This window comes from Cytobacillus massiliigabonensis (assembly GCF_900199725.1).
Taxonomy (GTDB): domain Bacteria; phylum Bacillota; class Bacilli; order Bacillales; family Cytobacillaceae; genus Cytobacillus; species Cytobacillus massiliigabonensis.
In genome coordinates, this window is sequence record NZ_LT904904.1 from 2,085,565 (window position 1) to 2,104,123 (window position 18,559).

The following is an 18,559-nucleotide window of genomic DNA, read 5'->3' on the forward strand; positions in this document are numbered from 1 at the left end:
TTTATTGTAAATTCATTTAACGTATTCCAAATAAATTATACGTATTCCAATAGATATTTTTGAAACATAAAGGATGATTTTAATGATTATTTGGATTAATGGTACTTTTGGTTCAGGCAAAACAACAACTGCTTATGAATTGCATAGAAGAGTTGAGAATTCCTTTGTGTATGATCCAGAGAGATTTGGGTATGTATTTATGAGGAATGTACCGAAGGATTTAGCAAAAGATGATTTTCAGGACTATCCTTTATGGAGAGAAGCAAATTATACTTTATTAAAACAATTGTCTGATGAATTCAAAGGAACCATTATCGTACCAATGACACTGACAAATGAAATGTACTTCCTTGAAATTGTCGGAAAGCTCATAGAGAATAATGTTGAAGTGAAACATTTTACTCTAATAGCTTCAAAATCTACCATACAAAAACGACTTAGGAAAAGACTAGAAGGCAAAAACTCATGGGCTTATCAGCAGATGGAGATTCGGATGAGCAGTTTATCGAAGGGATTATTCAAAGAACATATCCAAACAGATGCAATGTCTATTGGAGAAGTAATAGAAACGATTGCTGAAGGCTCCGGTATCGCTTTGCTGCCAGACAGTCGTTCGAAGTATAGAAAAATGGTTGATAGATTGAGTGTGATGGCAAAAGAAATTAGTATTTTTAAATAAACAGATGATTGGTCCATGTTAATTTACTGATGCCTTTACCTGATAATTTTGTCAAATTGAAGCTTGAGGATATTTACTTAAGCTTATTTTGCATTAATTGAGAAGAAAGAAGGGATGAATCATAAGCTTCGAAAATTGTCGAATTGAACAACGAAAAAAGTTAATGTGAAAATCAAACAATCAATGAGTCAGCATTTTTTTTTAAAGTGGTATATTGGTATTAATTATGGGTCACAAATATTTTTTCTAAAGTATGTATGCAAAGGATTTCTAGGATGTGTATGCCTGGATAAATAAAAAAGACCGCTTCATTAAGAAGCGGAAAAGAAAAAAAGAGACTATGGATCGAGTTGAATTAGTGAAATAAAACGACATATAGTATATGAAATGTAATATATATACTATATGTCGTTAAATGTGATTCTAGCATAGAAACAATTAAATAGCAATAATTTTATAGATATTTCATAATTTTTACACAATTACAAATAGCTTTTTCAACTAAACCTCTAGCACCCTCAATACTTAATATTCTATTCCTTTCAAAGCAACCCAAAAACCTGTGAAAAAAATCACTCCAATTTTCCATAAGGAATTGAAAACGCTGTAAATATTATGTAAAGTTAATAGAGTAGATTTATAGCGAAATTTTAATAGTTTTGTAAAATAACATAGAAATATGACAACTTTTTTTACAATTGTAACGTCTAATTTATAACAACACAAAAGTAATAACTAAATAAATCATCTATAAATTGAAAAGGAGTGATAATCAACACGATCATTTTGTTAAACAACCTGGTTGACGGTAAAGATTTCTTTATTGATATGATTGCTTCTAAGATTAACAAGAAATGGAAAGGTGAATTCTCGTGAGAAGAACAAGGGCAGGAAGAAGTAGAAAATTAATTAAAACAAAGGAAAAAGTAATCATTTCAGCTTTAGTATGTATAGCTTTAGTCGCAATGATTTTACAACCAGGTAGCAATAATGAAGCATTGGCTGTATCCAGTTTTAAGCAGCCAATTAATATGATGTACTCTTTTATGTCCCAGAGGAATTTTAACCAAATTGATGAAATGAATGGTTCCATATATCATTATTACCGATTGCTGCAACTAAAGAAAAAAGAGGCGGCAAATAAGGAAGAGAAAGTAACTGCCGAAGAGAAAATTCAGGATAAAGATGTAAAGGAAGAAGCTGTTAATAAAGATAAAAAAGAGGATAATAGCCAAGTAGGTTCAGAGAAAGCGAATAACCAAGATACGAATACTGTGCCAGTGAATCAGGATGTAAATCTTCATAAAGTTTATTTAACTTTTGATGATGGACCATCAGCCTATACTACCAGTATTTTAGAATCTCTGCATTCATATGACATAAAGGCTACATTCTTTATGCTTGAACCAAATATGAAGATATACCCGGATAAACTGAATCAAATAATTACCGAAGGGCATGTGCCTGCATTACATGGGGTTTCTCATGATGTATCGAAAATTTATCGTTCTGAACAAACCGTTGTTGATGAAATGACCCAAGGGCAAGAGACGTTGTTAAATCTTACAGGACAATTAACACACTTAATACGGACACCATATGGATCGGCTCCACATATGAAGCCGTCATATAAAGAAGCTGTTCAAGCAGCTGGATTCCAGTTATGGGATTGGACGATTGACAGCCATGATTGGAAATATAAAAATGGTGAATTTGTTGGTGATGTCATTCAACAAATGGAAAATTATCGTTATAAGAGCAGCCCAATCGTGATTCTGTTGCACGATCGCAAATCAACAGCTGAGCATTTGCCATCACTTTTAAAATACTTACAATCTCATGGCTATGAAATGGACGTTCTAAGTGAAAAGCTATCAGCTTATAATTTTTAAGTAAGAGCCCCGGCATCCATTTAGGATGCCGGTTTTTTCATTTCCATTTAAGTCATAAAAGACAAATCCAAACGATAAGCTGTTAGGAGTGGATGTGAAAAGGGGGAGTAGAAGTTGGCTGTAAGCTATGAACAAGCTGCTAAATTTGAACATCGATTTTGGCTGCAAGTGCTTGGTGATCATGCTCGTTTTTTGCACGATTCTTTAGCGCCTCAAGAAACTGAGCTAATTGATGCGGCAACCTATTTTATCCAGACGTTTGATCAGCTGTTAGGTAGGGTTGAAGTAGATAATTTAATTGAACTCAGTATAAAGGCAGAAGAGGAAGGATTAAACTTACGAGAATACAAATTGAACATTATTGAGAGGCATCTTGTGGGGAAGGTTACCATCCACCTTGGTCCAACCTTTATTAACCATATGGTAAATGAGCTTGAAGAATACTTATTGCTGTTAAATTATTTAAAAAAAGGGGTAGTTCCTCCAATTTTTCATGAATTGCATCATCATTTAATTTGGTTATTGGATGCAGCTGGTCATTCTGGGGCGATTTCCGATAATATGGATCAAATTGAAAAGAAAATTAAAAAAGTGAGTGATAGCTTTACAAAGGATTTTGAAGCCTTTTATTTAAAGGCTGTAGAAATGGCTGGGTTTCTTCGCACAGGGGTAACCTCTTTCCCTGCACTAGATAGATTTAACAATGATACTTCCGCAGAATTGAAGTTATTTATGAATTTTCTTAATGAAATTGAGGAGCTTGAGCTTAGTAAAGAAGCATTAGGTACATTCGCTCCTTTAATGGCTGATCATATGTATAGAGAAGAATGTTATTATTTAATGAAGTTATCCGAATCAACACAAGAAGATGCGCCTAAATGTGACCCTGCAAAGCCAAGATTAAAGGAGTAAAAAAAGACTTAAAACCGCAATAGTACACTATTGCGGTTATTCCTCATCTGGTTTGATGGCTTTAAATGTAGCAATGGCTGCTGCGAGGGCGAGGATGCTTAAAATATAAAATAATGATTTTTCAGCATGCTTCATCAGCACAGCAATTGCAGGAGGGCCTGCTGCTACCCCTACAAATCTCATCGAGCTATAAATAGAAGTAATCGTACCTCGCTCCTGTCTTTCAATTCCTTCAGTAATCAATGTATCTAAGCATGGAAGACCTATTCCTATTCCAACCCCTCCAAATAGAAATAGGATAATCATGAACCACAAACTATCTGAAAAACTAAGGATGGCTATTGAAATGGCAGTAAGAACAGAGCCGCCAAAAATAAGCCATTTCATTAAAACTTTGTTCTCCTTAATTAATTTTCCTGTTATAAATGATGCTGTACATAAAGCCCCAAGGGGGATGGCTAAGAAAAAACCTTTTTTCACATTTTTTATATCGTACGTTTTCTCCAGGATATCTGACAGATAGAACAATACCCCAAAGAGAACAAACATTAAAATGGCGCCAATAATGAAAATGGCGTATAACCATCTTCCGTTATTTTTAAAGGTTTCTTTAATGTTGGCAAAAAATTGTTTTAAAGGGACTGGCTCAAACTCCATATTTGCTGTTTTTACAAGAAAGATCATTAGTAAAACCGAAATCAAGCAAAAAGCTGGGAATGAAAAAAAAGGCAAGAACCAAATAAATCCAGCTAATAACGACCCAAGTATTGGACTTAAGACCTTTCCAAACGTATTCGCAGTTTCAATAATTCCTAAGGATGTACTCATTTCATCTTCGTTTTTAAACATATCTCCAACTAAGGGCATAACAATAGGAGCGGCACCTGCTGCTCCAATTCCTTGAATCGCTCGTCCAACTAAAATCAGCCAGTAAGCATCATTCATTTTCCATGCAGCCCAGCCAGAAATAAGCCCCCCTATTCCTGCTATCAGAAGACTTGGAATAATTACCTTTTTTCTTCCGATATGGTCAGATATAAATCCAGCAACAGGGATAAGAATAATCGCAACGATCGAATAAACAGTTAAGATCAAGCTTGTTTGAAATGATGATATATTTAATTGCTTCTCCATTGCTGGCAAAACGGGGATAAGCATGGAGTTTCCAAGTGTCATTACAAGCGGGATTGAAGCAAGAGCCAAGATTGCCCATTTTTTATTAGGAACATCGTCTCCATTTTCCCCATTTTTCGAATTCTTTTGATTGCTATGCAGCTTTTCAACATGCTCCATTTGCGATTCCTTCCTTGAACATAATCAACCTACTATTAATATTGGTTACTTTCATAAAAGTAAAAGACACATTTTTTGGTAAGTTTACAAAATGGAAATATTTGTTTAGCGTTAAAGGCTGCGAAAGGATAAAATGTAAAAAAACTAGAGGTGATGGAATGGAGAGGAAGTTACTTACGCTTAATATTGGCAGACCAAATTTACATGTCTGGAAAGGGATAACAGAAAATTCCGCTATTGCGAAAAAAGGAATAGAAGAAGTGCAATTGTCGAAAAATGGTTTTATAGGAGATTCTGTTGCCAATCGGGAATTCCATGGCGGACCAGAAAGAGCAGTTTGCCTTTATCCATATGAACATTATTTGTTATGGGAAAAGGAATTTAATCAGACATTCCGTAAGCCGGCTTTTGGTGAGAATATTTGTGTGGAAAATATGCTGGAAGAAGATATTTATATTGGAGACACATTCTCCTTGGGAGAAGCGATTGTACAGGTTTCCCAAGGTCGAATCCCCTGTTCCACGATTTCAAAGCATAATCGGGTGGATTCATTGCTTGGGCGAATCGTTGAAACGGGCTATACAGGTTATTTCTTTCGTGTTCTGCAAGAAGGAATCGTTACTAAGAGTTCTCAGCTTTCTTTAATTGATCGTAAACAGGAGAAATTTTCAGTATTAAGAGGCAATCAGCTCATGTTTCATGATCGAAAAAACTATGTAGCGATTAAAGAATTTTTGCAAGTAGAAGAACTTGCTGGAGTTTGGAGAGAGAAATTCCTGAAGGCTTTAGAATATTAAAATAATTACGAAATTCCTGTTGACACTTCTTAATAATTCTAATATTATAAATAACAATATATCTGACGGCAGTGAAGAAGAAGAGTAGCAAATACAGATACTTAAGAGAGCTGATGGCTGGTGTGAATCAGTGTGGATGTGTTTGTGAATGGACTTCCGAGCCCCAAACCGAAAGCTGATAACAGCAAGTAGGCTTTGGCGAACAGTCTCATCGTTACAAGAGGCAGGCATTTAAATACATTTTTAGATGCTTGTTAAGTGAGCTGAATTTTTTTAGCTAATGAAGGTGGCACCACGGGTTTCTCGTCCTTTAATGACGGGGAGCCCTTTTTGTGTTTAGAAAATAAATAATTGAAATCGCTGAGTAAGAGTAGTACATTGATTCAAATCGTTTCAGAGAGCCGGGTGAGGTGTGAGCCGGTACGAGGAGAGCAATCGGAATGGACTTACGAGAGGCTTCTTGAACAGCAGTAGGGAAGCACGGAATTCCACCGTTAAATGGATAGGGTATCGATAGGAATGCTTTTTATGCAAAGCATTTTATATCCGTACTTGATTGAGGGAGCCTGTATTTGCTCCGAACTGAGGTGGCACCGCGAACTAATTTAAATCGTCCTCTATACACACAGAAATTCTGTGCGTATAGGGGACTTTTTTTATTTTCAATTAGGATAGGAGGGAATTTCATGGAAGTGACAGAGTCAATTGTACTAAAAGAATTAAATGGGGATTTATTAACCCCAATTTTGATTTATCAAAGGATCAGCGGCAAGAAAAAGTTTATATTGGAGAGCTCTTTAAAGCATGAAAAGTCTGGCAGATACTCCTTCATTGGAGCTGACCCGGTTATGGAATTAAAGGGTGTTGGTAATCAAACGAAGGTTATTTCTGCTAAGGGAGAGGAATGGATACAAGAAAAACCGTTAGAAGTTTTGAAATCAGTGATGCCTGAGAAAAAGATTACCCGCCCAAATGGTTTGCCATTTTTTAGCGGTGCGGTTGGCTATGTTGGGTATGATGCTGTCGCCCAATATGAAAAAATTGGACTCATCCCTGCTGATGATTGGAATATTCCAGATGTGCATCTTCTGTTTTATGAAGAAGTGGTGGTATTTGACCATTTTGAACAAAAGGTCTTTCTCGCTGCCAATCCGCTTTCAAGTGAGACAGATCGATCAAAGCTCGAACATCGGCTTGCAAAGATAAAAAATGAAATGATTTTTGGAACGGCACGTGAGGATACTGGGCGGACGAAACTTTCTGCATTTACCCCCTACATGAAAAAGGAAGAATTTATTGAAAAAGTAAAAAAAGCGCAGGAGTACATTGACAGGGGTGATATTTTTCAGGTTGTTCTTTCCCAGCGTCTACAAGCAACAATAAAAGGCGATCCATTTTTATTTTATCGGAAATTAAGGGTGCAAAATCCATCTCCATATATGTATTATCTGGATTTTGGTTCGTATAAGATAGCCGGCTCATCACCAGAAAGCCTAATTAAAGTGAATAATGGCAAGGTGACAGCGAATCCAATCGCAGGGACGAGACCAAGGGGGAAAACGGAAAAGGAAGATCTAAATTTAGAAATTGATCTGCTTAGGGATGAGAAGGAGCTTGCAGAGCATCGCATGCTCGTAGATCTCGGGAGAAATGATCTTGGCCGAGTCTGTGAATTTGGTTCGATCCAGATCGAGAAAAATATGAAGGTAGAACGATTCAAGCATGTTATGCACCTTGTAACTGAAGTGAGCGGGAAATTAAATAAATCCTACTCGGCAACAGATGCATTGATTTCATGCTTGCCAGCTGGAACTGTTTCTGGTGCACCGAAAATTAGAGCAATGGAAATTATTAATGAGCTGGAAGAAGTGAAACGAGGAGTATATGCAGGGGCAGTCGGTTATTTATCCTTAGATGGCAGTTTGGATTTTGCTCTAGCCATCCGCACAATGGTTATTAAGGATGACAAAGCCTATATTCAGGCAGGAGCGGGAATTGTCCATGATTCCATCCCAGAAAAAGAGTACGAGGAGACACTTCATAAACTAAGAGCATTTTTGGAGGATCAAGATGATACTTTTGATTGATAATTACGATTCGTTTACGTATAACCTTTACCAGTATTTAGGTGAGTTAGGTGAGGAAGTACTTGTTGTTAGAAATAACAGAATTACTATAGAAGAAATTGCTTCTATAAAGCCTGATGCAATTGTCCTTTCTCCAGGACCCGGAAGACCTGAGCATGCTGGGATCTGTCTGGAAATTATTCAAGCATTTTTTCAATCAGTGCCTATTCTAGGCATTTGCCTTGGGCATCAAGCGATAGGATATGCCTTTGGAGCCGCTATTGATCGAGCTAAGGAGATCAAGCACGGAAAAATATCAAAGCTCAAACACAATGGTTCTTCCTTATTTCAATACATGCCACAGCCTATTGATGTTATGCGTTACCATTCATTAGTGATTGTTTCAGGTACATTGCCTGGAAGTTTTAAAGTGCTTGCAAGATCATTAGAAGACAATGAGATTATGGCGATACGGCATGAGCAATATCCCCTTTTTGGATTGCAATTTCATCCGGAATCGATAGGAACCGCGCAAGGGAAAAGGATAATCAGAAATTTCTTAAAATATATTGGGAGGGATAAGAATAATGAAGCATATTCTCCAGCAACTAGCTGAAGGAAAGTCCTTATCTTTAGAAGAAATAAAAGTTGCCTCAGAGAGTCTCTTTTCAGATGAGATAACCGAAAGTGAAATAGCAGCCTTTTTAATCGGACTGAAAATGAAAGGAGAAACGGCAGAAGAGATTGCTGGAATTGCAGCAGCTTTAAGGGAGAAAGCACTGAAGTTTAGCGGGAGGATTCCGAATATTATGGATAATTGCGGGACGGGGGGCGATGGAGTAAAAAGCTTTAATATTAGTACAACATCCGCCTTTGTCATAGCAGGTGCAGGAATACCTGTAGCTAAGCATGGAAACAGAAGCATTTCCAGTAAAACAGGGAGTGCAGATGTACTGGAGCATTTTGGAATTGATTTAACTGCTTCTTCAGAAGCAACTGAGGAAATTCTGGAAAAGGTGGGGATTGCCTTTTTATTTGCACCACATGTTCATCCCCAATTAAAAAGGATTATGAAAGTGCGAAAAGATCTGCGAATACCAACCATTTTTAATTTTATTGGTCCACTGACAAACCCAGTTGAATTAGAAACTCAGCTTCTTGGCATTTACAGACGTGATATGGTAGTTCTTTTTGCAGATGTATTAAAAAAACTAGGCAGAAAACGAGCGATTGTCGTTAATGGAGCCGGTTATATGGATGAAGCGTCTCTCCAGGGTGGGAATTATTTAGCCATTCTGGAAAATGGACTGATCAAGGAAAAAGTCATAGTGCCAGGGGAATTTGGTCTATCCATTCAATCAAATGATTCAATCAGAGGAGGAGATGCAAAGGAAAATGCGGATATTCTTCTGAGAGTGTTAAAAGGTGAGGGAGGACCGTATCGGGATACTGTTCTTCTAAATGCTGGTCTTGGTATTTTCACTGCTGCAAAGGCAGATTCAATTCAAGAGGGGATTGAACTGGCAAGAGAAAGTATTGATTCAGGAGCTGCCCTTAATAAATTGTACCAGCTTATTATGGCAAGCAGATCCAATCAAAAGCGGGTGATATAAATGTCTACCATTCTTGACTTAATTTTGGCAGAAAAAAGCAAGCAGATTGTGAAATTAAAAGAGGAAATGGCAGGAGTTAAGATACTAAACCAATATAAGAAAAGGCCATTCCTTGAACGACTGCAAACAGAACATCTTTCAATTATTGCTGAATTCAAACGGGCATCCCCTTCAAAAGGAGATATAAATGTAAATATCAGTCTGAGAGAACAAGTCCTTGATTATGTTCATTTTGGTGCAGCTGCCATTTCTATTTTAACGGATACTCCATTCTTTAAAGGCAGCTTTACAGATTTGGCTACAGGTAGAAAGGCGGTGGATGTACCGATCCTTTGCAAGGATTTTATAATCGATGAAGTACAAATAAGGAAAGCGAAAATAGTTGGGGCTGATTTGATTTTATTAATTGCGGCGGCATTAGAAGCATCAAGATTGAAAGAGCTTTCTGATTTTGCATTTGAACATGGGCTTGAGGTATTAGTAGAGGTTCATAATGAGGCAGAGATGGAACTGGCACTTTCCTCTGGTGTGAAACTAATTGGGGTGAATAACCGTGATTTAAAGTCTTTTTCGGTCGATTTATCGGTAACAGAATCGCTGGGTCCCATCATAAAAAAAGAAGGTGCTTTTCTAATTAGTGAGAGCGGAATCAAGTCAGTGGAAGATGTAAAAAGAGTCATTGCAGCAGGAGCAAATGGCATTCTGGTTGGCGGAGCTTTCATGGAGACGGATAACCTTGAAGAGATGTTTAAAGCATTGAAGTACGCTCAAATAGGAGGGACGTTAGGTTGAAGGTGAAAATTTGCGGAATAACCGATCTTGATACAGCTTTAGCTGCCATTGAATGTGGAGCGGATGCACTTGGTTTCGTGTTTGCTGAAAGTAAAAGAAGAATCACAATTGAGCATGCGAAGAAAATTATCCGTTTACTGCCTGAAGATCTATTGAAAATAGGAGTCTTTGTGAATGAGCAAAAAGAAACGATTGAGAAAATTGTTGAGGATACTGGAATCAATGCTATTCAGCTTCATGGCGATGAGTCACCTGATGAGTGTACTGGCTTTTCAACTCCAGTTATAAAAGCAATTAGTATTGGAACAGCTAAAGATTTATTGAAAGTTGATAATTACGGATGTGAGTATTTATTGCTTGATAGTCCAAAAGGCAAATATCGAGGGGGGAATGGTACTGCTTTTGATTGGAGTGTAGCTGCTGGGCATAGGGTAAAAGGAAAAAAGGTCATTTTGGCAGGAGGATTGACAGCTGAAAATGTGTCAAAAGCCATTGGAATGATTCATCCCTATATGGTTGATGTCAGCAGCGGGGTAGAATTAGACGGCAAGAAGGATAAAGGGAAAATAAAAAGGTTTATAGATGAAGTAAAGGGGAGGAAGAGAAATGGAAACTTACACTATGCCAGATGAACGCGGTCACTATGGAAAGTACGGCGGCAAATTTGTACCTGAGACGTTAATGCAAGCGATAATAGAACTGGAAGCAGCGTATAAGAAAGCGATGGAAGATTACCAATTTAACGCTGAATTAAAGAGGCTATTGAAAGATTATGTAGGGCGTGAAACACCTTTGTATTATGCGGAAAGACTGACTGAATATGCAAATGGGGCAAAAATCTATTTGAAACGGGAAGATTTAAATCATACAGGTGCGCATAAAATTAATAATTCACTAGGTCAGGCTCTATTAGCTTCAAGAATGGGGAAGAAAAAAGTTGTCGCGGAAACAGGTGCAGGGCAGCACGGAGTTGCCACAGCAACCGCATGCGCATTGTTGAATCTTGACTGCATTATTTTTATGGGGGCAGAGGATATCAAGAGGCAGCAGTTAAATGTTTTTCGAATGGAGCTTTTAGGTGCAAAGGTAATTAGTGTAGATACAGGAAGTGCAACTTTGAAGGATGCTGTTAATGAAGCACTGCGCTACTGGGTTGCGAATGTAGTGGACACCCACTATATTCTAGGATCAGTTATGGGACCTCATCCATTCCCAATGATTGTCCGTGATTTCCAAAGTATCATTGGGATGGAAACGAGACTGCAGTATATGGAAAAAGAAGGGAGGCTGCCCGATGCAGTGGTCGCCTGCATAGGCGGAGGAAGCAATGCAATGGGCATGTTTTATTCATTTATTAATGATGAAAGTGTACGAATGTATGGTGTAGAAGCAGCGGGATTCGGTCTAGAAACGAACAAACATGCCGCGTCATTAACGAAAGGCAGTCCAGGCATTCTTCATGGGGCTTTTATGTATTTGCTGCAGGATGCAAATGGGCAAATACAAGAAGCCCACTCCATTTCAGCTGGGCTTGATTATCCTGGGGTAGGACCTGAACATAGTTATTTAAAGGATATTGACCGTGTCCAATATAAATCAATAACAGATAAAGAAGCATTGGAGGCATTACAGCTTCTTAGCCAATTAGAAGGAATCATTCCAGCGTTGGAGAGCGCCCATGCTGTTGCATATGCGCTAAGACTAGCAAAGAAAATGAATGCCAAGGAAGGGATTGCAGTTTGCTTGTCTGGCAGAGGTGATAAGGATATGGAAACTGTTAGAGTTAAATTGGGAGGAGATGAATAATGAATCGATTAGAAAAGGTGATGAAAGGCATAAAGGAAAATAATGAGAAAGCGTTTATCCCGTATATCATGGCAGGAGATGGAGGATTAGAAGCATTGCCGCAACAAATAACCTTTTTGGAAAAAGCAGGGGCAACGGCAATTGAAATTGGCATCCCGTTTTCAGATCCTGTTGCTGATGGACCGGTTATACAAGCGGCAGGGATAAGAGCACTGCAAGAAGGGACTACATTGAAGGCGGTCATACAAACAATTGCAGCTGTTCGTCCGATTGTTCATATTCCCTTAATTTTTATGACCTATATGAACCCAATTGTTGCTTATGGAATGGAGAGGTTTTTCGAAGAAAGCTATCATGCAGGGGTTGATGGACTTATTTTACCTGATTTACCAATTGAGGAAGAAGGGATATTGGCACCTTTAGCAGAAAAATATGGCATTGAAATCATAAGACTTGTGACATTAACGAGTCCGCTTGAACGAATTAGAGAGATCTCATCGATGGGTAATGGATTTATTTATGCAGTAACTGTTAATGGGATTACAGGGGCAAGAAATGGATTTGATAAGCGGATTAAGGAGCATTTGAAAAGGGTGAAAAGCGTCAGCGCCCTGCCAGTATTTGCTGGGTTTGGCATTTCTACTCCTTCACATGTAGAAGAAATGATACATTATTGTGATGGAGTCATAGTTGGCAGTAAGATTGTTGAACTCTTTAGACAAGAAGAATTGTCAGCGATTGAAGAGCTGATTAAAGCTGCAAACATAATAGGGACTATAAAAAAGTGAACAATACTTATAAAAAGGCAAAAACCCCATTATAAATAACGGGGTTTTTGACCTTATTTTTTATTCACTTGTTTTCCGCTTTTTTTCTGACTTTGTGAAGAATTATTCCCAATCTGGAACTCTGAACCAAGTTCGATATCATTGTGCTTATCTTGTTTTTCAATTTGTTCCCTAGTTTGATCAGGGTTAGAATGTCCTTGTTTATTCATAGTAAACCCTCCTAAAAATAATTACATATAGTAATATGCACTATATAAATTGAAATAATCATACTCCCGTTTAATGAACTAAGGATCAGTGTTCTTTTTGGATTTTATAAATAGCTGCTTGACCCATTTAGACAAAGCAAGCTCTAGGTTTGAAGCACCAAACACCCTCCTGTTTACAAAAAAATAAATCAGCTCCTCAACAATCGCAATAGTTATAATTGAAATAAAAAACAATAGGATCCAGAAAGTCATGTTTTCCCCTTCCTTCATTTGCTTTCTTCATGTATATTCAAAAGAAACGATGATTTTACTTTTTTAATACCCAATTCTATTTGATTTTTGTATAATATTGGATATGAATAGTAGGACAGAATTTGTTATGATTTTGTCATAGAAGATTCATCCCTACTTCTCAAGTCCTAGGGAATAATAGTTCTCTAGATTCTTATGGCGATTGTTAGATTTTGATTTAATAAAAGCGTAAAGAACGATTGGGATTATGATTTTAGATGATTCCTTTTCGATAAGTGATTGCAGGAGGATGATTTATGGGAGAAAGGAAAGTGTATCTTCTGCTTACCGATACAGGGACATTATTTACTAGAATGATAAGGTTGTATACGAAGGAAAGTCATAACCATGCGTCCATTGGCTTTGATTGTGATTTAACGGAAGTATATAGCTTTGGCAGAAAAAGACCAAGAAATCCATTTATTGGCGGGTTTGTGAAAGAGGATATGCGTTCGGAATTATTCCGAAATGCCACTTGTGCAGTATATGTTTATTCGGTAACAGAAAAGCAGTATGAAAAAATGCTTCGCCTAATTAAGGAAATAGAAGAAAATAAGCAAAAATATCGATATAATTTACTAGGTTTGTTTGCACTCGCATTAAATAAGCGAATCCAGCGCAAGCATGCATATTTTTGTTCTCATTTTGTCGCTACCATTTTAAAAGAAGGCAAGCTTTTAGAAACAAACAAACATCTTTGTATGATTACCCCTCAGGATTTAAAACATGCATCTTCTAAAAAACTAGTTTATCAAGGGGATCTCCAATCTTATTTTTCATTTAAAGAAAATCAATTAGAAGTAAACTGATTTTGCCATTATATTATTATTTATATAAAAACAAAAGAACCATCACTTATATCATTATAAGGTGAATGGTTCTTTTGTTTTTTCTGACAGAGCAGATCTCTTTTTGTTTTCGTTTTCCTTGTTCTCATATCAGCAAATGCAAATGGGCTACGGTTCTCTTCCGGATTTCTTTTTCCTTCACGTGCTAACTTCTCACGAATTTTCTTAGCTTTTGATTTTGCCATAAAAAAACACTCCTTTTTCATCTCATTCCATAATGTAAGAATTCACCTAAGCTTGTGGGATCATATTTGTTATTAATAATACAAAGAAAATGAGTCCTATTACAAGAAAAGTGACCGAAGCTAATACAACATAGTTTAAGCGTAAGATAAATTCCTCCCTCTTCATCATGATTCCAGTCATGGCACTTGTCTGACTGTCAATATGTCTAGTCATTGCACCGCCGCTGCTCGAAAACCAGATTGTAATTGTCGAAAATGCAATCCCTGTAAAAAACATTAATTCTATGAAGCGGACAGAGAAAAGCCTTGCAAGAATAATGGTCAGTCCAATTTCTATAATCAATGTAAAAGTAAATTTCACCATATTTTTTTTCATTTATTCGCCTCCTTCATTAAAGATACGAATGAATAGTAAAAATGTTACAAAAATTTCTCCTGATATGGCGATTTTTATATGATTTTAATATCAGGGGATTTCCTCCAAAAGATAAGGAGTTTCCCCTATATATTATAAATCTACAAACTTCTACAATGAGAGTAAGTTAAACGTTTTGAGGAGGAATAGGAAATGCAGGCAAAAGCTGCTGTTAACGAAAAGCCGGTCCATTCAATTAATAACGCATTTGCTTCAAAATTTGCAAAATCTATGTTTCTAGCTATTTGTGGACTTTTTATCTTAACATTCATTGGCACTAGGATGTTCACGCATATCGATTTGAATTTATACGGCTATATGGTTGGAACGATTGTCTTTCTTGGCGGGTTCTTTTACCGATTTATTGCATGGGGAGAAAGACCGCCAACAAAAATTATTATTAAAAAAGGGATCAAGCTTCTTTTTAGAAAATCGACACCAAAAACATCTGTAGAGCATTTAGCTACATATCGATTCATCTGGAATAGGGGAATTTACCGATGGACGCAGCACTTACTTATAGGGTGGGGATGTATCCTCGCTTGCTGTGTAACATTCCCTCTCGTATTTGGCTGGATGTACTTCACGATGGATGATAATGGAATGTACAATATTATTCTTTTCGGAATACAAATCTTGACTGTTCCAGCTAATGGAATTATCGCTAACCTTTCATATAATGCCTTGAATATTACCGCTGTTATGGTCATTGCGGGTGTGTGTATGGTTCTTTACCGCCGTTTTAAAAATATGCAAGCAAGAGCAGAACAGAAGTTTATGTATGATTTCTTGCCATTAATTATGCTTCTATTAGTCAGTATTACTGGTTTACTATTAACATTTTTAAATATTTTTATGCATGGTGAAGGTCAGCCTGCCATGTCCTTAATCCATCAATGGACGGTTATCATTACATTAATCTATCTTCCGTTTGGAAAACTTGCACATATTCCATTCCGTCCAATGAGTGTTTTTGCGAAGAACTACCGTGAATTCTACGGAGAGCAATCTATGAAAAAATGTAAAGTATGTGAAACAGAATTTGTCTCAACAGAACAATCAAAAGATGTTGTCGAAGTACTCGGCGTAAACGATATACATTTCAAAACAGAGGAAGGCTACCATCTCGCTGAATTATGTCTTCCATGTCGAAGAAAATACCGGATTGCACAATTTTCCGGCTTCCCTACCCATGAGGTAAAAGTGAAGGAGGCAAACCAGAATGCAAAGGGATAAGTTTTTTAAAGAAATTGCAAATGTAAATCACCCAAATGAAAAGTTAATTAAAACCCACTGTGCTTATTGTGGAATGCAGTGCGGCATGAACTTAAGGGTGAATACAACGACTAATAAAATTATCGGAGTTGAACCTCGATACGACTGGCCGGTAACTGTTGGGAAAATGTGTCCTAAAGGGGTTACAGCTTACCAGCAAACAAATCATGATGATCGAATTCTTAAGCCGCTTATACGTGATGATGCGTCATTGAAAGGAACAACTAAGGGTTTCCGTGAAGCTAGCTGGGATGAAGCATATGATTTAATTGCAAAGAAATTTAAGGAGATGCAAGCCGAGCACGGAAAAGATACGTTATCTGTTTTCAGTGGTGTGTCAATGACGAACGAAAAGTGCTACTTAACAGGGAAATTTGCACGTGTAGCCCTCGGAACACGCTATATCGATTATAATGGTCGCTTCTGTATGTCAAGTGCTGCCGGTGGCTTCCTCCGTTCATTTGGGGTGGATAGAGGTTCAACGTTGCCTTGGACTGATATTCATGAAACAGATTGCTTGTTTATTGCCGGAAGCAACACAGCGGAGTGCCATCCAACATCCATGTTCCGTGTTTGGAATGTACAGGAAAGAGGCGGATATCTTATCGTCGCTGATCCACGCGAAACACCGATTGCTAGAAGAGCAGATGTTCATCTTGATTTAAAACCAGGTACAGATCTTGCTCTTGCAAATGGGATCTTAAATCTATTAATCCAAAATGGGTATGCAGATGAGGCGTTTGTTAATCAGCATACAAATGGATTTGAAGAAACAAAAGAGCTTGTCAAAGAATTTACTCCAGAATATACAAGTGAACTAACAGGAGTTGCACCTGAAAAAATTATCAAAGCTGCAGAAATTTACGGAAAAGCACCAAATGCAGTTGTAATGTTCGCGCGTGGAATTGAACAGCAGCATAAAGGTGTTGATAATGTTTCAGGATACACGAATATGGCGCTAGTTACTGGTAAAATTGGTCGTCCAAAATCAGGTGTTGCGACATTTACTGGTCAAGGAAATGGCCAAGGAGGCCGTGAGCATGGGCAGAAGTCTGATTTGCTTCCAGGTTACCGGAAAATTACAAACCCTAAACATGTAGAAGAAGTCTGCCAAGTTTGGGGAATTACGCCAGATGAAATGCCGAAGCCAGGAGTTTCTGCTTATGAAATGTTCGAATTAATGGAAGAAAAGACAATTCGCGGATTGTACTTATTATGTTCGAATCCAGCTGTTTCTGCTCCAAATCAAAATTTTGTAAGAAAAGCGCTAAAAGGGTTAGATTTCATGGTGTGTGCAGATTTCTACCTTTCAGAATCTGCTGAATTTGCAGATGTTGTTCTTCCAGCCGTTACATGGTCAGAAGATGAAGGAACAGTCACAAACATTGAAGGTCGTATAATTAAAATTAACAAAGCACAAGATCCGCTTGGTGAATCAAAGCCAGATTGGCAAATTCAAGTTGAGCTTGCAGAACGGTTAGGAAAGGGCAAATACTTCTCTCATCTAAAAACAGCAAGAGATGTAGCAGATGAATTCCGTTTGGCAAGTAAAGGCGGTTATGCGGATTACTATGGTGCGACATGGGATAAAATTGATAAGCAAGATGGTGTATTCTGGCCATGTAAGGATGAAAACGATTCAGGAACTCCACATATGTTCCTGGATAAGAAATTCTATCATCCAGACGGAAAAGCAAAAATTTGTGCACTTCCATACCGTCCGCCAGCAGAGGAGCCGGATGAAACGTATCCGCTGCGCTTAACAACTGGACGTGTTGTTTACCATTACCTATCAGGGAACCAAACAAGAAGAATTCCATTTCTTCGCGACATGTGTCCAGAGCCATTTGTGGAAGTGCATCCGGAAACAGCAGCAAAATATAAGATGGAGCATGAAGAAAGAGTCCGCCTATTTACACGTAGAGGCGAGGCCGTCTACAAAGTGAAAATTACAGAAGCGATACGTAAGGATACGGTCTTTGTTCCCTATCACTTTGGTCACGAACAATCTATTAATCTACTAACAATTGCAGCACTGGATCCAATCTCAAGAATGCCAGAATTTAAAGCATGCGCTGCACAATTAGAAAAAATTGAAAATGCTGAAATGAAGAAGGTGCAATAAATGACTAAAAAAAGGCTGTATTTAGAACTAGAAAACTGTATCGGCTGCCGTTCATGCCTTGCCGCATGTACACAATGCGGCGGACATGAAGAGAGAAACAGAAATTATGTTTATGATGTAAACCCTCTAGTTAACAGACAAACGATGCCTTTAATGTGCCTTCATTGTGTGAATCCGGCATGTGCAAGAAGCTGTCCGGCGCAAGCTATTCAAATCCATGAAACAGGAGCTGTATTATCGGCTTTAGTGGAGAAATGTATCGGCTGTCAAAACTGTACGATTGCTTGCCCTTATGGCATACCGAAATTTGATACAGAACAAAACTTAATGTATAAATGTGATCTATGTATTGACCGGACAAAGGATGGCATTCCGCCGATGTGTGCAAGTGTTTGTCCATCTAATACACTTCAATGGCTGACAGATGAAGAAATTGAAAACAAGAAGCAGCAATTCAATTTAGATAATGGCAAATGGGTGACTAGCCTGCCATATCTAGAAGGTGAAACAAATGTAAAAGTAAATCTCCCTGGTATTTTACAGGGTGTTACTAAGCTATTTTAGGAGGGATTC

General features: G+C 37.7%; 19 protein-coding genes and 2 other annotated features. Of the genes, 15 read left to right on the forward strand and 4 right to left on the reverse strand.

Translation table 11 applies throughout. The annotated features are described in order from the left end of the window. The first annotated feature begins 82 nt into the window (after positions 1 to 82). The 3 genes from C1726_RS21485 to C1726_RS21495 all read left to right on the forward strand — a co-directional run bounded on the left by C1726_RS21485 (position 83) and on the right by C1726_RS21495 (position 3,483). On the forward strand, positions 83 to 679 hold the full coding sequence (locus tag C1726_RS21485; RefSeq protein ID WP_180968262.1) for an AAA family ATPase: 597 nt from the start codon (positions 83 to 85) through the stop codon (positions 677 to 679). A gap of 872 nt (positions 680 to 1,551) precedes the next feature. Beyond that, positions 1,552 to 2,571: a polysaccharide deacetylase family protein gene (locus C1726_RS21490; RefSeq protein WP_102275015.1), complete on the forward strand. Its 1,020-nt coding sequence runs from the start codon at positions 1,552 to 1,554 to the stop codon at positions 2,569 to 2,571. A 114-nt stretch (positions 2,572 to 2,685) separates the two neighbouring features. Next, positions 2,686 to 3,483, forward strand: coding sequence for a DUF2935 domain-containing protein (locus C1726_RS21495; protein ID WP_102275016.1), 798 nt, complete (start codon positions 2,686 to 2,688; stop codon positions 3,481 to 3,483). Between the two features lie 36 nt (positions 3,484 to 3,519). Here the strand turns inward: C1726_RS21495 and C1726_RS21500 are convergent, their stop codons facing one another. Beyond that, entirely contained in the window at positions 3,520 to 4,776 is a 1,257-nt protein-coding gene (locus tag C1726_RS21500) for an MFS transporter (RefSeq protein ID WP_102275017.1), read from the reverse strand. A gap of 158 nt (positions 4,777 to 4,934) precedes the next feature. On the opposite strand from C1726_RS21500, the gene C1726_RS21505 reads away from it, so the two are divergent. The 8 genes from C1726_RS21505 to trpA all read left to right on the forward strand — a co-directional run bounded on the left by C1726_RS21505 (position 4,935) and on the right by trpA (position 12,638). Next, positions 4,935 to 5,573, forward strand: coding sequence for an MOSC domain-containing protein (locus C1726_RS21505; protein ID WP_102275018.1), 639 nt, complete (start codon positions 4,935 to 4,937; stop codon positions 5,571 to 5,573). 62 nt (positions 5,574 to 5,635) lie between these two features. Continuing rightward, positions 5,636 to 5,887, forward strand: a binding site (T-box leader). Positions 5,888 to 5,924: 37 nt separating this feature from the next. Then, positions 5,925 to 6,194 (forward strand) — a binding site (T-box leader). Positions 6,195 to 6,259: 65 nt separating this feature from the next. Next, complete coding sequence (trpE, locus tag C1726_RS21515) at positions 6,260 to 7,660, forward strand: anthranilate synthase component I (protein WP_102275019.1); 1,401 nt, start codon at positions 6,260 to 6,262, stop codon at positions 7,658 to 7,660. Beyond that, positions 7,644 to 8,255, forward strand: a complete 612-nt coding sequence (locus tag C1726_RS21520; protein ID WP_102275020.1) for an anthranilate synthase component II — start codon at positions 7,644 to 7,646, stop codon at positions 8,253 to 8,255. Before trpE ends, C1726_RS21520 begins: the two co-directional genes overlap by 17 nt. Beyond that, on the forward strand, positions 8,227 to 9,252 hold the full coding sequence (gene trpD / locus C1726_RS21525) for an anthranilate phosphoribosyltransferase (RefSeq protein WP_102275021.1): 1,026 nt from the start codon (positions 8,227 to 8,229) through the stop codon (positions 9,250 to 9,252). The genes C1726_RS21520 and trpD overlap by 29 nt, the downstream gene beginning before the upstream one ends. Next, entirely contained in the window at positions 9,253 to 10,044 is a 792-nt protein-coding gene (gene trpC, locus C1726_RS21530) for an indole-3-glycerol phosphate synthase TrpC (protein WP_102275022.1), read from the forward strand. Further along, complete coding sequence (locus tag C1726_RS21535; protein WP_102275023.1) at positions 10,041 to 10,676, forward strand: phosphoribosylanthranilate isomerase; 636 nt, start codon at positions 10,041 to 10,043, stop codon at positions 10,674 to 10,676. Before trpC ends, C1726_RS21535 begins: the two co-directional genes overlap by 4 nt. After that, the gene (trpB, locus tag C1726_RS21540) at positions 10,651 to 11,850 is read left to right on the forward strand and encodes a tryptophan synthase subunit beta (protein WP_102275024.1); all 1,200 of its coding nucleotides are present in this window, start codon (positions 10,651 to 10,653) and stop codon (positions 11,848 to 11,850) included. The genes C1726_RS21535 and trpB overlap by 26 nt, the downstream gene beginning before the upstream one ends. After that, positions 11,850 to 12,638, forward strand: a complete 789-nt coding sequence (gene trpA / locus C1726_RS21545; RefSeq protein ID WP_102275025.1) for a tryptophan synthase subunit alpha — start codon at positions 11,850 to 11,852, stop codon at positions 12,636 to 12,638. The genes trpB and trpA overlap by 1 nt, the downstream gene beginning before the upstream one ends. 53 nt (positions 12,639 to 12,691) lie before the next feature. Here trpA and C1726_RS26330 read toward each other — a convergent pair whose 3' ends face one another. Further along, the gene (locus C1726_RS26330; RefSeq protein ID WP_180968263.1) at positions 12,692 to 12,847 is read right to left on the reverse strand and encodes a hypothetical protein; all 156 of its coding nucleotides are present in this window, start codon (positions 12,845 to 12,847) and stop codon (positions 12,692 to 12,694) included. Between the two features lie 548 nt (positions 12,848 to 13,395). On the opposite strand from C1726_RS26330, the gene C1726_RS21550 reads away from it, so the two are divergent. Then, complete coding sequence (locus C1726_RS21550) at positions 13,396 to 13,947, forward strand: hypothetical protein (protein ID WP_102275026.1); 552 nt, start codon at positions 13,396 to 13,398, stop codon at positions 13,945 to 13,947. Between the two features lie 20 nt (positions 13,948 to 13,967). On the opposite strand, the gene C1726_RS21555 is transcribed toward C1726_RS21550, so the two are convergent. Together C1726_RS21555 and C1726_RS21560 are read right to left on the reverse strand one after the other, a co-directional pair. Further along, complete coding sequence (locus C1726_RS21555) at positions 13,968 to 14,171, reverse strand: hypothetical protein (protein ID WP_102275027.1); 204 nt, start codon at positions 14,169 to 14,171, stop codon at positions 13,968 to 13,970. 46 nt (positions 14,172 to 14,217) lie between these two features. Continuing rightward, a complete protein-coding gene (locus C1726_RS21560) occupies positions 14,218 to 14,547 on the reverse strand; it encodes a hypothetical protein (protein ID WP_102275028.1) in 330 nt (109 codons plus the stop codon). A 192-nt stretch (positions 14,548 to 14,739) separates the two neighbouring features. Between C1726_RS21560 and C1726_RS21565 the strand changes: the two genes are divergently transcribed. The 3 genes from C1726_RS21565 to C1726_RS21575 are packed head-to-tail and all read left to right on the forward strand — an operon-like array spanning position 14,740 to position 18,550. Beyond that, positions 14,740 to 15,822 carry a hypothetical protein gene (locus C1726_RS21565; RefSeq protein WP_102275029.1) on the forward strand — a complete coding sequence of 361 codons (1,083 nt, stop codon included), beginning with the start codon at positions 14,740 to 14,742 and terminating at the stop codon, positions 15,820 to 15,822. Beyond that, complete coding sequence (locus C1726_RS21570; RefSeq protein ID WP_102275030.1) at positions 15,809 to 17,986, forward strand: molybdopterin oxidoreductase family protein; 2,178 nt, start codon at positions 15,809 to 15,811, stop codon at positions 17,984 to 17,986. Before C1726_RS21565 ends, C1726_RS21570 begins: the two co-directional genes overlap by 14 nt. Next, positions 17,987 to 18,550: a 4Fe-4S dicluster domain-containing protein gene (locus tag C1726_RS21575; RefSeq protein WP_053476521.1), complete on the forward strand. Its 564-nt coding sequence runs from the start codon at positions 17,987 to 17,989 to the stop codon at positions 18,548 to 18,550. Positions 18,551 to 18,559: the final 9 nt, after the last annotated feature.